The 13,370-nt window shown below is 65.3% G+C and carries 12 protein-coding genes; 1 reads left to right on the top strand and 11 read right to left on the bottom strand.

From position 1 onward, the window contains the following. Nucleotides 1-2: 2 nt before the first annotated feature. The 7 genes from BTH_RS19680 to BTH_RS19650 form a co-directional block, all read right to left on the bottom strand. A complete protein-coding gene (locus BTH_RS19680; protein ID WP_009889577.1) occupies nucleotides 3-1,280 on the bottom strand; it encodes a dihydroorotase in 1,278 nt (425 codons plus the stop codon). Between the two features lie 84 nt (nucleotides 1,281-1,364). Then, nucleotides 1,365-2,396 (bottom strand): aspartate carbamoyltransferase catalytic subunit, encoded by a 1,032-nt coding sequence (locus BTH_RS19675; RefSeq protein WP_009889576.1) that lies wholly within the window; start codon nucleotides 2,394-2,396, stop codon nucleotides 1,365-1,367. A 79-nt stretch (nucleotides 2,397-2,475) separates the two neighbouring features. Continuing rightward, nucleotides 2,476-2,994, bottom strand: coding sequence for a bifunctional pyr operon transcriptional regulator/uracil phosphoribosyltransferase PyrR (gene pyrR, locus BTH_RS19670; protein WP_009889575.1), 519 nt, complete (start codon nucleotides 2,992-2,994; stop codon nucleotides 2,476-2,478). Further along, complete coding sequence (gene ruvX, locus BTH_RS19665; RefSeq protein ID WP_009889574.1) at nucleotides 2,981-3,421, bottom strand: Holliday junction resolvase RuvX; 441 nt, start codon at nucleotides 3,419-3,421, stop codon at nucleotides 2,981-2,983. Before ruvX ends, pyrR begins: the two co-directional genes overlap by 14 nt. Next, entirely contained in the window at nucleotides 3,418-3,996 is a 579-nt protein-coding gene (locus tag BTH_RS19660) for a YqgE/AlgH family protein (protein ID WP_009889573.1), read from the bottom strand. Before BTH_RS19660 ends, ruvX begins: the two co-directional genes overlap by 4 nt. Before the next feature lie 196 nt (nucleotides 3,997-4,192). Then, nucleotides 4,193-5,443 carry a hypothetical protein gene (locus BTH_RS19655; protein WP_009889572.1) on the bottom strand — a complete coding sequence of 417 codons (1,251 nt, stop codon included), beginning with the start codon at nucleotides 5,441-5,443 and terminating at the stop codon, nucleotides 4,193-4,195. Nucleotides 5,444-5,622: 179 nt separating this feature from the next. Further along, nucleotides 5,623-5,793, bottom strand: a complete 171-nt coding sequence (locus BTH_RS19650; RefSeq protein WP_004186709.1) for a rubredoxin — start codon at nucleotides 5,791-5,793, stop codon at nucleotides 5,623-5,625. A 219-nt stretch (nucleotides 5,794-6,012) separates the two neighbouring features. Here BTH_RS19650 and thiD point away from each other — a divergent pair, with 219 nt between their 5' ends. Next, on the top strand, nucleotides 6,013-6,861 hold the full coding sequence (thiD, locus tag BTH_RS19645) for a hydroxymethylpyrimidine/phosphomethylpyrimidine kinase family protein (RefSeq protein WP_004186397.1): 849 nt from the start codon (nucleotides 6,013-6,015) through the stop codon (nucleotides 6,859-6,861). A gap of 300 nt (nucleotides 6,862-7,161) precedes the next feature. On the opposite strand, the gene groL is transcribed toward thiD, so the two are convergent. From groL to BTH_RS19625, 4 genes are all read right to left on the bottom strand, one after another. Then, entirely contained in the window at nucleotides 7,162-8,802 is a 1,641-nt protein-coding gene (gene groL, locus BTH_RS19640) for a chaperonin GroEL (protein ID WP_009904192.1), read from the bottom strand. 47 nt (nucleotides 8,803-8,849) lie between these two features. After that, nucleotides 8,850-9,143 carry a co-chaperone GroES gene (gene groES / locus BTH_RS19635; RefSeq protein ID WP_009889537.1) on the bottom strand — a complete coding sequence of 98 codons (294 nt, stop codon included), beginning with the start codon at nucleotides 9,141-9,143 and terminating at the stop codon, nucleotides 8,850-8,852. A gap of 787 nt (nucleotides 9,144-9,930) precedes the next feature. Then, entirely contained in the window at nucleotides 9,931-11,604 is a 1,674-nt protein-coding gene (locus BTH_RS19630) for a hypothetical protein (RefSeq protein WP_009889532.1), read from the bottom strand. 74 nt (nucleotides 11,605-11,678) lie between these two features. Then, a complete protein-coding gene (locus BTH_RS19625; RefSeq protein ID WP_011402071.1) occupies nucleotides 11,679-13,322 on the bottom strand; it encodes a hypothetical protein in 1,644 nt (547 codons plus the stop codon). Between the last annotated feature and the right edge of the window lie 48 nt (nucleotides 13,323-13,370).

The raw sequence follows: 13,370 nt of genomic DNA, 5'->3' as shown, positions 1-13,370 counted from the left end.
GGTCAGCGGCGCTCGAACGCGACCTGCCCCGCGACGAGCGTCGCGCGCACCTGCGCGGGCAGCTCGTAGCCGAGGAACGGCGTGTTGTGGCCCTGGCTCTTCAGCGCGCGGGGCTCGACCCGCCAGTGCGCATTCGGATCGAACACGCACAGGTCGGCCGGTGCGCCCTCGCCGACGCGGCCGGCGGGCAGCTTCAGCACGTCGGCGGGCGCCGAGGTGATCGTTGCGAGTGCGCGCGCCAGCGGCACGCCCGCCTCCCGCGCCCACTTCACGGTCAGCGACAGCAGCAGCTCGAGGCCCGTCGCGCCAGGCGTCGCCTCGGCGAACGGCAGCAGTTTCTCGTCGTCGTCGACGGGCGTGTGGTCCGAGCAGATCGCGTCGATCGTGCCGTCGGCGAGCGCGGCGCGAATCGCTTCGCGGTCGCGCTCGGCGCGCAGCGGCGGATCGAGCCGGAACTGCGCGTCGAAGTAGCCGATGTCGACGTCGATCAGGTGCAGGTGATTCGCGCCGACGTCACAGGTCACGGGCAGGCCCTCGGCCTTCGCCGCGCGCACGAGCGCGACGCCCGCGGCGGACGACAGCCGCGCCACATGCACGCGCGCGCCCGTCACGCGCATCAGCTCGAAGAGCGTGTGCAGCGCGATTGTCTCGGCCGCGACCGGCACGCCTGACAGGCCGAGCCGCGACGCGACGGGCCCGCTCGCCGCGACACCGCCCTTCGCGAGAAACGCGTCGAGGGGGCGCAGCCACACCGTGTAGCCGTAGGTGCTCGCGTACTGCAGCGCGCGCAGCAGCACCTGCGTGTCGGTGACGGGCACGTTCGCCTGCGTGAAGCCGATGCAGCCCGCCTCGGTCAGTTCGACCATCTCGGTGATGACCTGCCCTTTCAGGCCGACCGTCAGCGCGCCGAGCGGATACACGTGCGCCTGATTCCGGTTGCGCGCGCGAAACTTCAGCATCTCGACGAGGCCCGGCTCGTCGAGCACCGGATCGGTGTCGGGCGGGCACACGAGGCTCGTCACGCCGCCCGCGACCGCCGCGGCCATCTCGGATTCGAGCGTCGCCTTGTGCTCGTAGCCGGGCTCGCGCAGCCGCGCCGACAAGTCGACGAAGCCCGGCGCGACGATCATCCCGGTCGCGTCGATCGTCTTCGCCGCGTTGAAATCGGCCGGAGCCGCGCCGATCGCGGCCACCTTCCCGGCCGCGACGAACACGTCGGCCTGCCGCTGCGTGCCGGCCGCCGGATCGATGAGCGTGCCGCCTTTGATATGAATCTTCATGCGCTGTCTGTTGATGCGTTGATTGCGTTGATTTCGCCGAAACCGATGCGCGGCGCCCCAGGCGTTTCGCGGCGCCGCGCCGCGTCAGTCGTTCGTGCCCGCGACGATCCCCATCACGGCCATGCGCACCGCAATGCCGAACGTCACCTGGTTCAGGATCACCGATTGCGGGCCGTCGGCCACTTGCGAATCGATCTCGACGCCGCGGTTCATCGGCCCGGGGTGCATCACGATCGCGTCGGGCGCGGCGAGCGCGAGACGCTCGGGCGTCAAGCCCCAGCTCTTGAAGTACTCCTGCGCGGACGGCAAGAGCGCGCCGCTCATCCGCTCGTTCTGCAGACGCAGCATGATGATCACGTCGACGTCCTTCAGGCCTTCGTCGAGGTTGTGGAACACGCGCACGCCCATCTGCTCGAGCCCGCCCGGCAGCAGCGTGCGCGGGCCGATCGCGCGCACCTCGGGCACGCCGAGCGTCGTCAGCGCGTGAATGTCCGAGCGCGCGACGCGCGAATGGAGAATATCGCCGACGATCGCCACGCGCAGCTTCGTGAAGTCGCGCTTGTAGTGGCGAATCGTGTACATGTCGAGGAGGCCCTGCGTCGGGTGCGCATGACGGCCGTCGCCCGCGTTGATCACGTGCACGTGCGGCGCGCAGTGCTCGGCGATCAGGTACGGCGCGCCGCTCGATGCGTGGCGCACGACGAAGAGATCGGCGTGCATCGCCGACAGGTTGTTGATCGTGTCGAGGAGCGACTCGCCCTTGCTCGTCGACGACGCGTTGATGTTCAGGTTGATCACGTCGGCGGACAGCCGCTTCGCGGCGATCTCGAACGTCGTGCGCGTGCGCGTCGAATTCTCGAAGAACAGGTTGAACACCGATTTGCCGCGCAGGAGCGGCACCTTCTTCACTTCGCGGTCGGTCACGCTGACGAACTGCTCGGCGGTGTCGAGAATCTGGTTGAGGATTGCGCGCGGCAGCCCTTCGATCGTCAACAGATGCTTGAGCTCGCCGTTCTTCGTGAGCTGCGGGTTGCCCTTCAGGAAGCCGTAGCGAAAGCGCTCGGCGGGCGCGGCCGCGGCGGGAGCGCCGGTGCGGCCGGAGGTGTCGGTCGTCATGATGTGCGTGATTCCAACGTGTTGCCAAACGGCGCCCGGATGCGCGATGCGCGCGGGCGGCCGGAATGCGTCGCGCGCGTCAGCCGGCGCGCGCCTCGGTGCGAAGCGTGAATCGTCCCGCGTCCGCGCGCTCGAGCACGAGCGTCGCGTCGGCGTCGACGGCGAGCGTGCCGCCCACGAAGCGCGCCGCGACCGGCAGCTCGCGCCCGCCGCGATCGGCGAGCACCGCGAGCTCCACGGCCGCCGGCCGCCCGTAGTCGTACAGCTCGTTGAGCGCCGCGCGCACCGTGCGCCCGGTGTACAGCACGTCGTCGACGAGCACGATGCGCCGCCCTTCGACCTCGAACGGCAGCGACGTCGGGCTCGCCTGGCTGTGCAGCCCCTTCTTCGCGTAATCGTCGCGATGCAGCGCGACGTTGACGACGCCGAATTCCGGCGCGCCGAGGTCGCGCGCGAGGCGCTCGGCGAGCCACGCGCCGCCACTGTGGATGCCGGCGAGCACGGGGCCGCCGGCATCGGCGAACGCGGTGCCGCCATAGGCGCCGCGAATCTGGTCGAGCAGGACGCGATAAAGCGCCTCGGCGTCAATTGAACTCATGTTGATCGGGCAATCCGTCGAGGAATTGTTGAAGAATGACGCGGGCGGCTTCGGCGTCGACGCGATTCGCGGCGTCGCCGCGCGCGCGCAGGCCGGCGCGCGCCTCGACCGACGAGTAGCGTTCGTCGACCCAGCTCACCGGCAGGTTGAAGCGGCCATTCAGCTGATTGCCGAAGCGCAACGCCCGCTGCGTCATCTCGTGCGGCGCGCCGTCCGGATGCAGCGGCAGGCCGACGACGAGCGCATCCGGCTTCCATTCGGCGATCAGCTCGCCGACCGCCTTGAAGCGGTGCTCGCGATTCAGATTGGGCACGATGACGAGCGCACGGGCCGTGCGCGTCAGCAGATTGCCGATCGCCACGCCGATGCGCTTTTCGCCGTAATCGAACGCCAGGAGCGTCGCGTCGCGCGAAAGCGCCGCGCTCATGCGTGCCCTGCCTCGCCGGAAAGCATCGACGAACTCACGCCGAGCAGCCCGAGCGCCGCTTCGAAGCGCTCCTCGGCGGGCGTGTCGAACACGATCCGCGGATCGGCCGCGACCGTGAGCCAGCCGTTCTTCGAAATCTCTTCCTCGAGCTGGCCCGCGCCCCAGCCTGCATGGCCGAGCGTCAACAGGAAGCGCTTCGGACCCGTGCCCGTCGCGACCGCCTCGAGCACGTCCTTCGACGTCGTCATCTCGAGCCCGCCTTCGACCGTCATCGACGAGTTGTACGAACTGCCCTCGACCGGCTCGTGCAGCACGAAGCCGCGCTCGGTCTGCACCGGGCCGCCGAAGTACACGGGGATGTGCAGCAGCGGCTCGATTTCGAGCTTCAGGTCGATGCGATTGAACAGCGACTCGAGATCGATGTCGGTCGGACGATTGATGACGAGGCCGAGCGCGCCGCGCTCGCTGTGATCGCAAAGATAGACCACCGTTCCCGAAAACGTCGGATCCGCCATGTTCGGCATGGCGATCAGGAACTGGTTGGTGAGGTTGATGCGATCGGAACTCTTTGACATGGTTTGAATTTTAGCAAAGACCTCGCGGCGCGAAGGACGCCGCATGTCGCGGCCTCGTACGCCGCGCGGGTCGACACGACATATCGCTCACTCTATCACGCGTTCGCGACCAATCGGCACGCGCGCCGCGCGCGATTGCGCCGCATCGGCCGAAAGCAAGAATCCGGCCGTGCGGCACGCCCCGCCGCGTGCCCCGTCATGCGCCGCGGGCCGCTCCCGACAACGCGCCCGCGAGCGACGCGCACGCGTCGGACAGATCGGGCGGCGCCATCCCCGCCGCGATCCTGTGCAGCGCGGCGCGCAACGCTTCGGCCGCCTGCCTGCATGCCGCGGCACATGCGTCGCCCATCGCGCCGAGATGCGCGTGGCGACGCCAGGCGAGCCCGAGCGCATCGGAGAGAAGCGCCGTATGCCCGAGACCGAGCGCGCACGCAGCCGAGCCGACGCGATACGCGGCCTGCGCCGCCCGCAGCGCGGCGCCCGCGTCGGCCGCGCGCGGATCGAGCGCCAGTTCGCTCATCGACGCATCGGCGGTCTGCAGGAAATCGTCATACGCCTGGGCGTTGACCGTGACGACGCCGAGCTCGCGCGTCGCAGCGGCCCGCACCGCATCCGCCTCGGCGCGCGCGGCGTCGGCCTCCCACAGGGCCTCGGACGCCTGCGTGCCCGCAACGTGCCACGCGACGGTCAACCCGTAGTCGTGCAGCAGTTCGACGTCGGCGACGTCCTCGGCCGCCGCGCCATACAGCGCGTAGTCGCGCCAGAAAAGCGCGAGCGCCTCGTCGACGAGCGCCGCGGGCGCGATCCGCAATCCGCGCGCCTGCTCGCCGAGCAACAGATTGCAGCGTGCGAGAAAGCGCTTGAGCTCGACGCCGCCGCGCACGCGCAGCACCCGCATGCACGCGCCGGCGAGGCGCCAAAAGTCATAGGGAGACGGACCGGCGAGTTCGGCCGCGCAATCGGCGAGCCCGTCGAGCGCCTTGTCGGTCGCCGTCTCGGACGCACGCAGCGCCCCAAGGAGCGCTTGCTCGTAGCGCGCGCGCAGATGCGCGAGCGCATGCGGCGACAGCGCATACAGCGTCGCGGGCGGCACCGGCCGGCCGGCAAGCGCGAGCACGCCGTGCGGCGTATCCATGCGCAAGTCGCTCGCAGCCTGCGCGCGCAGCGCGCAGTAATGCTCGAAGAGAAGCGGCGAGCAGGCGAGCTCGCGCAAATTGTGCCGCTCGAGCGCCGCGCGGAAATCCCGCAGCGCGGCCTCGAATGCGATCGGCTGCAACTCGATCGCGGCGATTGGCGCGGCATGGGCCAACGCGACGACAAAGCGTTGCGCGGCGAGCCACCCCGCCTCCCTCAGCGCCGCTGCTGCGGCGGCAAGCGACCCGGCCGGATCGGCTCGCCGCTCGAACGCCTGTTGCGCGGCGCGCAGCGCCGCCTCGGCCGCGGGCACTGCGCCGCCTCGCGGATTGGGCAAGGCGTCGAGAACCGGAACCGTTGCGATTTCTGAGGTAATGGGCACGAGCGTCAGCACCAGAAACGAAGCCGCGCCGCGAGCGGCGCCTCAACCCGTCGATGCCGCCGCGCCGGCGCCGCCGGTTCGCTCAATGCCGAACCGCCGACGCGAGACGGTCAGATCTGGACCATCTCGAAATCTTCCTTGCGCGCGCCGCACTCCGGGCATGTCCAATTGATGGGAACGTCTTCCCAGCGTGTGCCTGGGGCGATGCCCTCCTCCGGCAACCCAGCTTCTTCGTCGTAAATCCAGCCGCAGATCAGGCACATCCAGCTTTTATATTCCATCTTAAGCCGCGTAAAGGAAAGTCCGTTGATTTGAGAGCCATGATGGTACCGTGTCGGCGGCGGACTGCCTAGCAATCGGCCTCTAGTCGCGTTTGCTCGCTGCAACGCGATAAAAAAACGCTTCGGGCAGGCCGAATCCGCCGCATAATTGACTGCGCGGGCGCACCGAGCTGGTGCACCCCGCCAACCGGCTTCATCGTTTCCTCATTCCCCATTTTCATGTCCAGCAACACCCCTCCGATCGTCCTCACTTTCGGCCTGTCCGATCCAACGGGCGGCTCCGGCCTGCAGGCCGACCTGATGACTCTGGCGAGCATGGGCTGCCACGGCGTATCCGTGCTGACTGGCTACACGGTGCGCGACTCCGCCGCGTGCGACGAGGTCACCGGCCTAGACCCCGACACCGTCGCCGCTCAGGCGCGCATGCTGCTCGAGGACATGCCCGTCGCGGCGTTCAAGATCGGCGCGGCGACACGGGCGGAAGTCGTGAGCGCGATCGCCGAAGTGGTCGCCGACTACGACGGCGTGCCGCTCGTCCTCGCACCGGACTTCACGCTCGACGACGAGCACGTGCTCGCCGCCGACGACTTGCGCGAATCGATCGCCGACCTGCTCGCGCCGCAAACGACGCTTCTCGTCGCCGACCACGCGACGCTCATCGCACTCGCGCAACCCGACGGCGACGCCGAGGCGCCGAACCTCGACGCCGCGCTGTCGCATCTGCTCGGCCAGGGCTGCGAGTACATTCTGGCGACCGAGACCGGTTCCCACCGGCTCGTCAATACCCTGTACGGCGAGGAAGGCCAGATCAGGCAGGACTTGTGGGAACGCACGCCGCACCGGTTGATGGGCATCACCGACACCCTCGGCGCGGCGATCGCCGCGCTGCTCGCGAATGGCCAGGAACCGCCGGAGGCGGTGCGCGAAGCGCAGGAATATCTGTACCAGGCGGCGCGCGACGCGTTTCGTCCCGGGATGGGCGCTTACCTGCCGGATCGCTTCTTCTGGGCCCGCAGCAACGAAGACGAGTCGCCCGCGCCGGCCGGGATCGCCAAGCGGACGAACTGACGCGACGATGCGCAGGCCGGGCTCCGGCTCGGCCTGCGCCGGGGCGCGCGGCAATTCGGCGGATGAACGGCGGTTCGGCGGGTTGCGGGTTGCGGCTTCCCGCATCTCGCTACGCGCCGGCGCACACTGGCTTCCGGCATCCGACTCTCGACCGCGAGCCATCGGCCCGAGCCATGCCTGTCGCGCCGCCGACATTCGGCCACGCCGCCCCAAACGAAAACACCCGCAGCGCTGCGGGTGTTTTCGTTTGGGAGAACGCGCGTCGCCGCGCGTCCTTCGATGCAATCGGCGTCTAGCCGATTACATGTCCATGCCCATGCCGCCCATGCCGCCCGGCATGCCGCCCGGCATCGGAGCGTCTTCCTTCGGCAGTTCGGCGACGGCTGCGTCCGTCGTCAGCAGCAGGCCTGCGACCGAAGCCGCGTTCTGCAGCGCGGTGCGCGTGACCTTCGTCGGATCGACGACGCCGGCCTCAACCATGTCGACGTACTCGCCCGTCGCCGCGTTGTAGCCGTAGTTGCCCTTGCCTGCAGCAACTGCCGCCACCACGACGCTCGCTTCTTCGCCGCCGTTCGTGACGATCTGGCGCAGCGGCTCTTCCATTGCGCGCAGCACGATCTTGATGCCGGCGTTCTGGTCGGCGTTCACGCCGGTCAGTGCAGCGATTGCGGTGCGTGCGCGGATCAGCGCGACACCGCCGCCCGGGACGATGCCTTCTTCAACGGCCGCGCGGGTTGCGTGCAGCGCGTCTTCGACACGTGCCTTCTTTTCCTTCATTTCGACTTCGGTCGCCGCGCCGACCTTGATCACTGCAACACCGCCGGCCAGCTTGGCCACGCGCTCTTGCAGCTTTTCACGGTCGTAGTCCGACGTCGCTTCTTCGATCTGCGTGCGGATTTGCTTGACGCGCGCTTCGATGTTCACGGCTTCGCCAGCGCCGTCGATGATCGTCGTGTTTTCCTTGCCCACTTCGATGCGCTTCGCCTGGCCCAGTTCTGCCAGCGTTGCCTTCTCGAGCGTGAGGCCGGTTTCTTCCGCAATGACTTGGCCGCCCGTCAGGATCGCGATGTCTTCCAGCATCGCCTTGCGACGGTCGCCGAAGCCCGGCGCCTTGACCGCAACGGTCTTCAGGATGCCGCGGATGTTGTTGACGACCAGCGTCGCGAGCGCTTCGCCTTCGACGTCTTCAGCGATGATGAGCAGCGGACGGCCAGCCTTCGCGACTTGCTCGAGCACCGGCAGCAGATCGCGGATGTTCGACACCTTCTTGTCGTGCAGCAGCACGAACGGGTTCTCGAGGACGGCGACTTGCTTGTCCGGGTTGTTGATGAAGTACGGCGACAGGTAGCCGCGGTCGAATTGCATGCCTTCGACGACGTCGAGCTCGTCGGCGAGCGACTTGCCGTCTTCGACGGTGATCACGCCTTCCTTGCCGACCTTGTCCATCGCTTCAGCGATGCGATCGCCGATCGACGAATCGCTGTTCGCCGAGATCGAGCCGACCTGTGCGATTTCCTTGTTCGTCGTGCACGGCTTGCTGATCTTCTTCAGCTCTTCGACAGCCGCTGCGACTGCCTTGTCGATGCCGCGCTTCAGGTCCATCGGGTTCATGCCCGATGCGACGTACTTCATGCCTTCGCGGACGATCGATTGCGCGAGGACGGTTGCCGTCGTCGTGCCGTCGCCTGCGTTGTCGCTGGTCTTGGAAGCGACTTCCTTGACCATTTGCGCACCCATGTTCTGGAGCTTGTCCTTCAGCTCGATTTCCTTCGCGACCGACACACCGTCCTTGGTGACCGTCGGGCCGCCGAAGCTGCGCTCGAGCACCACGTTGCGGCCCTTCGGACCCAGCGTGACCTTCACAGCGTTGGCGAGAATGTTCACGCCTTCGACCATCTTCGCGCGTGCGGAATCGCCGAATACGACGTCTTTAGCTGCCATCTTCTAACTCCTTGAAATCTCTGAGATTGTGATCCGTTGGTGAACGCTTACTGAGCGTTGACCACGGCCATGATGTCTTCTTCGCGCATTACGAGCAGTTCCTGGCCGTCGACCTTGACGGTTTGGCCAGCATACTTGCCGAACAGAACACGATCGCCGACCTTCACGTCGAGTGCGATCGGAGCGCCCTTGTCATCGCGCTTGCCCGGGCCGATGGCCAGGACTTCGCCTTGATCCGGCTTTTCCGCAGCTGCATCGGGAATGACGATGCCCGACGCAGTCTTGGTTTCCTGATCCAGGCGCTTGACGATCACGCGATCGTGCAACGGACGAAGGTTCATATTCACTCCTCTCTTGATTGAGACTGAAGAACGCTGAGGGAAACTACCGAGCGGCTCGCCGCCCGGCAGGAATTGTTAGCACTCTCGTGCAGCGAGTGCTAATTATATGGACGGGTTTTGACAAATTCAAGAAGTGCCGACACGCGCGATTCGTGTCGAGATTCAGCCAACTTGGAACATCATCCACTTAAGTTTGAATTCGGCAACGCGCCGCACGCCCCAATGAGTAAATTTTTTACCTAAAAAAACAATAGGTTACGATGACGCCCCGGCTCCAGTGCAACCTTCATCGACCGTGATCCCGCGACGCACTAGCGCCAGTTCAGCCTTGCGCGCACGCTTCCATGCCCAATCTGGGGAATCCCCTTATGTCTCAAGCTAGTTTCCGGCGAAGGGGTCAAATCACTTTGAATTTTCTGCCTCGCCAACGAGGCAATTGCAAGCCGCAGCGCTGCACTGATCGAAGCTGGAGGCGTGACTGAAGCAACAGGCTCTGTGAAGCCGTTACCAACGAGTCAACCGCCCCTCTTCGAACATTCACACCCCCAGTCTGGAGCCGCTCCCCAACCCTCGTAGTTGTACGGGCCGCTTGCGGCCGACCGCCACCTGACGCGCCGCCTCTCTTCCACCCGTAGCGGCCAGTCGAGCAACCAGAGCTTCAATGGCAGAAATCGCCGCGATACCAGTCCCTTGGCGCAGAAGATGCCGCACTCGCTTGTTCTCGAGATGATGCTGGGTGACGCTAGAGCTCTTTCGGGTGAGGCTCAGAAACACCAGTGCGAGGATGCTACGCCATCTCGAGGGCTTGGCTGGCCCTGAGGCGCCCTGCCTCGGTCAGCCGAAATTCATTCTCGTTGCCTTGAGGCCCACGTTGCTCGAGCAAGCCGGAGCGCGCCATCAGATTGAGCGCCCGGTGCAACAGGTCCGACATGATGTCAATGTTTATCAAGTCGCGCTCCGTGTTCAGGTTCCGCTCAAGCCCCTGGTCGCCCATGATGAACCTGTACCGGTCCCGGGGATTGCGCTCCCACTCGGTTCGCTCGCGGACGACCCGGAAATGGAGGTTGACCACATAATCCCGCACAACCTGCGCCACGAAATCTGCCGGTGAGGCGTTCGAGAAGTCAGCAAAGAGCTGCACGAGTTCGGTCAAGGGCAGCCGGTCCCCGTCTACGGTCATCCGGAACCCCTGACGGTCTTGCCAGACCGTCGCATCGAGGGCGCAGTAGACGAGAGCCTCACAGGCGAGCGCGCCGACTGCCTGTAGCGCTGCATAGACGGCGTTGATTCCTTTTGAAGAAGCCAGCCGAATGGACCAGCCGGCGGACAACAGCGCTGCCATTCGAGTCTTCATGTCGAGCGCAGGAACACGCATCCCACTCCGATAGAGCGACTCCTCCCCCCTGAGCAGGCTGCTGCGCAATCTCGAAGCCACATCGGCCAGTACAACATCGGTCGGCAACCCGGCAGAAGAGTATGCGCCCACTGCGGCCGAAACGGCAGTCACCTCTCGCGCGCTGTTCCCGAGCACGGAATTGTGGACCACAAATTCGGTGGCACGAAAGAGCGTTTCCAGCGCGAGCTTGAGGTACTGGCGATATTGGAGGGATGTCCAGTACCCAGCAATGTCCTCCAGCGTCTCGTCCGCAAGCTCCCGTCCATTCGGCGCGAGTCTGCTACCCATCGTGTGGCGGATTGCGTCTACAGGGACAAAGCCTTCGGACGCCTCGAAGTTGCTCTCCGCAGTCTCGATGGCTCGCAGCGCGAGCGTGAGCCCCTTGTGCCTATGACGCCAACGCGGCACGGACGGCGACGCGTCAGGCGGAGGGAAGTAATGCGCAAGGAACGCCTCACGTTCGTCCACCGCGGCCTCCCTGACGTTCAACACAGGGTTCCACAAGGCTTTGACCTCGGCCTGCGTGATAGTCGTTGCGGTGGGGTCCGCCAACCAGTCAGCGAGGGGATGCTGGGACTTATCGAGCATCGCCTGGAATGCGGCGGCGAGTTCCATGCCCCCCTGCGTCAACTGCCACATCCCAGCAATACCGGTGACCGCCAGAAACCGTAGTCCATTCACTGCACTCGGCCGGTACTCCGGCGCACTTAGGAACCGCGCACTGTTGGAGAAGTCAATATCCACCTTGCCCGCCTTGACGGCCTTGTCCTGCTCTTCTCCCATCAAGACGTCAAAGCGCAGCTCAACCTTCCGGGCAGGGTCCGTTGGCCAAAGCCGTCGACTCCCAGGCATCCCGTCCACACCGTTGAGGGTGTTGGACCACGTCAACAGGAGCTCCATTTTCTCCATGCCGCGCGTCGAAATCTCGAGCGCCTCCTCCTGGGTCGCACCACGTGCAACAGCGGCCTCGTCTATTTTCAGGACCATCCAGCTCAACGCCGAGTAGACACGAATGTACTGTGCGACATTGTTGATGCCGGGGAACACCGAACGATAGAGCGCCATGTTGACGCTCTGTGTGCCGAGAGGGTCTGGTGCGAGCGACGTCGGAGCCGGAGCGGTAAATGAAGGTGCAGTAATCACGAACGTTTCTCCGGCAGAACAACACCAAACTCAATATTCGACGGAAGCGCAGCACGAAGCGCAGACACGTCCAGTCCCAAGAATATGACGCGTTGACAGTTATGGACGAGTGCCTGCGTGGAACGAAGTGCGCCCAGTTCGGCCGTGTCCTTGATATTCACAAAACAACCCGGGCATCCGAACGGTGCGTTTGCGCTTTTAACAACGCCGAAGACCCTCTTGTTCTTCCCGATGGGTGGCTTTTTGCGATACGCCTCCAGGCGCTGGATTACGGGCCCGTACGTGTCGACCGGAAGGTCGGGCCGCGCCTTGTCCGTGAAAATCGCCACAATCAGCTGCTCGAGCTGCTCACGCGTGGTCAGCGCCTTCGCGATGAGCGCTGCCGTCTGCGCAACGCCAACCCGGTCTTCCACCGGCACACGGACAAACGGCAGTGTTGGTAGTGTCAGCTGGACGCGCTGTGTCCACGCTGCTTCATCCGGAACATACCCCACCAGCACCCGCACCGCTTCCTTGACAGTCCCACAGACGATCTGGGAGGTCGCGGGTTTCGCGTAGTACACCGCGCAGCACGCCAACGTACAGAAGGCGGAAATCAGTCGCTGACGATTGCCATCGCCGTAGTCGAATGCGCTGAATCGTGTCAGCCACGAATCCAGTCCGTATGCGAGGTCACTGCCGGCGAAAAAGGAATTGCCGCTGGTCGCAAGTCCGCGCCGGCGCGCAAACGCCCGCTTGAGTGCCTCGCTGGCGGCGAGCGTAACTGCACCTGTCAGGAGCGGATGTGTCGCGTCCCGCGCGAGCGAGTCCGGGAGAACATCGAGCATAGCGGCCTGTGCATCTTCGAGGGTATCGGCGCCTTCCGTGGTGTTCGTTCCGGGAGCGGTAGCGTCATCGCCGAACTCGTCACCCGCGTTACGAAGGAGCACGAGCTCAGCAGACTTGTGGCCAGCACTCGGACCGCCACCGCGCGCCAGGTCTCCATTCAGGTGCTTGAAAGCCGCAGTCAGACATTGCATCTCAAGGGGATTGGATGCCCCCATCTGCGTAAAATCGATGTCGCTCCACCCAACGTACGTCGTGGTGCTCGCTTTTTGAACGACCGGCTCGACATTTTTGGCCACAGTTGAATGGCGCGGTGTTGAACCACCCATGGACGGCGTTCTCATAGCCTCGCGCAGCACATCGTAAATGGCCCAAAGGTCCTGGCCCGTTGCCATTCCTGCCGAAACCCGGGCGGCAGCTCGTACGAGCTGCCTGTCGCGCGGTGACATCCGCAGTTCTGTTTCGACGTTCAGCCAGCCCTTGGCTACGAAGGATCCAGCCTTGAGCTTGAGCAACCGGCCGCCTGGCGCATCGCTGGATTGCAGCGAGCCCGTCGCAAAATCTCCGTCAGCAGCCACGGTAACAGTGGCTTCATGTTCACAGGCCACACCGTTCCAGACTTCGAGCGAACATTGAGAAGCCGGAGGCATCGGCGTAACCACACCTGAGATGACGCCATCAGGCCGCCAGATGGCGTCGAGCGCTGGCAAGTGTATGGCAAGCTCACTAACGTCGTACTCGTTCGGGACGAAATCTTCCGGAGTTGCTTTATTCCACTGGAACGGTGTCGTTGCCACCCTGCGAATAAGAGCCACCTCAACGTTGTCTGGAACGGCCCCCTGAATCTCCGGACACAGTCTCCC

Source organism: Burkholderia thailandensis E264 (assembly GCF_000012365.1).
Lineage (GTDB): Bacteria > Pseudomonadota > Gammaproteobacteria > Burkholderiales > Burkholderiaceae > Burkholderia > Burkholderia thailandensis.
This window is presented reverse-complemented; position numbering and strand designations above follow the sequence as displayed.

Excerpts from the sequence above, each read along its gene's own strand:
- groL (WP_009904192.1), bottom strand. The coding sequence starts at position 8,802 with ATGGCAGCTAAAGACGTCGTATTCGGCGATTCCGCACGCGCGAAGATG.
- thiD (WP_004186397.1), top strand. The coding sequence starts at position 6,013 with ATGTCCAGCAACACCCCTCCGATCGTCCTCACTTTCGGCCTGTCCGAT.
- ruvX (WP_009889574.1), bottom strand. The coding sequence starts at position 3,421 with ATGAGCGCGGCGCTTTCGCGCGACGCGACGCTCCTGGCGTTCGATTAC.
- BTH_RS19675 (WP_009889576.1), bottom strand. The coding sequence starts at position 2,396 with ATGACGACCGACACCTCCGGCCGCACCGGCGCTCCCGCCGCGGCCGCG.
- BTH_RS19660 (WP_009889573.1), bottom strand. The coding sequence starts at position 3,996 with ATGTCAAAGAGTTCCGATCGCATCAACCTCACCAACCAGTTCCTGATC.
- groES (WP_009889537.1), bottom strand. The coding sequence starts at position 9,143 with ATGAACCTTCGTCCGTTGCACGATCGCGTGATCGTCAAGCGCCTGGAT.
- pyrR (WP_009889575.1), bottom strand. The coding sequence starts at position 2,994 with ATGAGTTCAATTGACGCCGAGGCGCTTTATCGCGTCCTGCTCGACCAG.
- BTH_RS19650 (WP_004186709.1), bottom strand. The coding sequence starts at position 5,793 with ATGGAATATAAAAGCTGGATGTGCCTGATCTGCGGCTGGATTTACGAC.
- BTH_RS19630 (WP_009889532.1), bottom strand. The coding sequence starts at position 11,604 with ATGGCGCTCTATCGTTCGGTGTTCCCCGGCATCAACAATGTCGCACAG.
- BTH_RS19680 (WP_009889577.1), bottom strand. The coding sequence starts at position 1,280 with ATGAAGATTCATATCAAAGGCGGCACGCTCATCGATCCGGCGGCCGGC.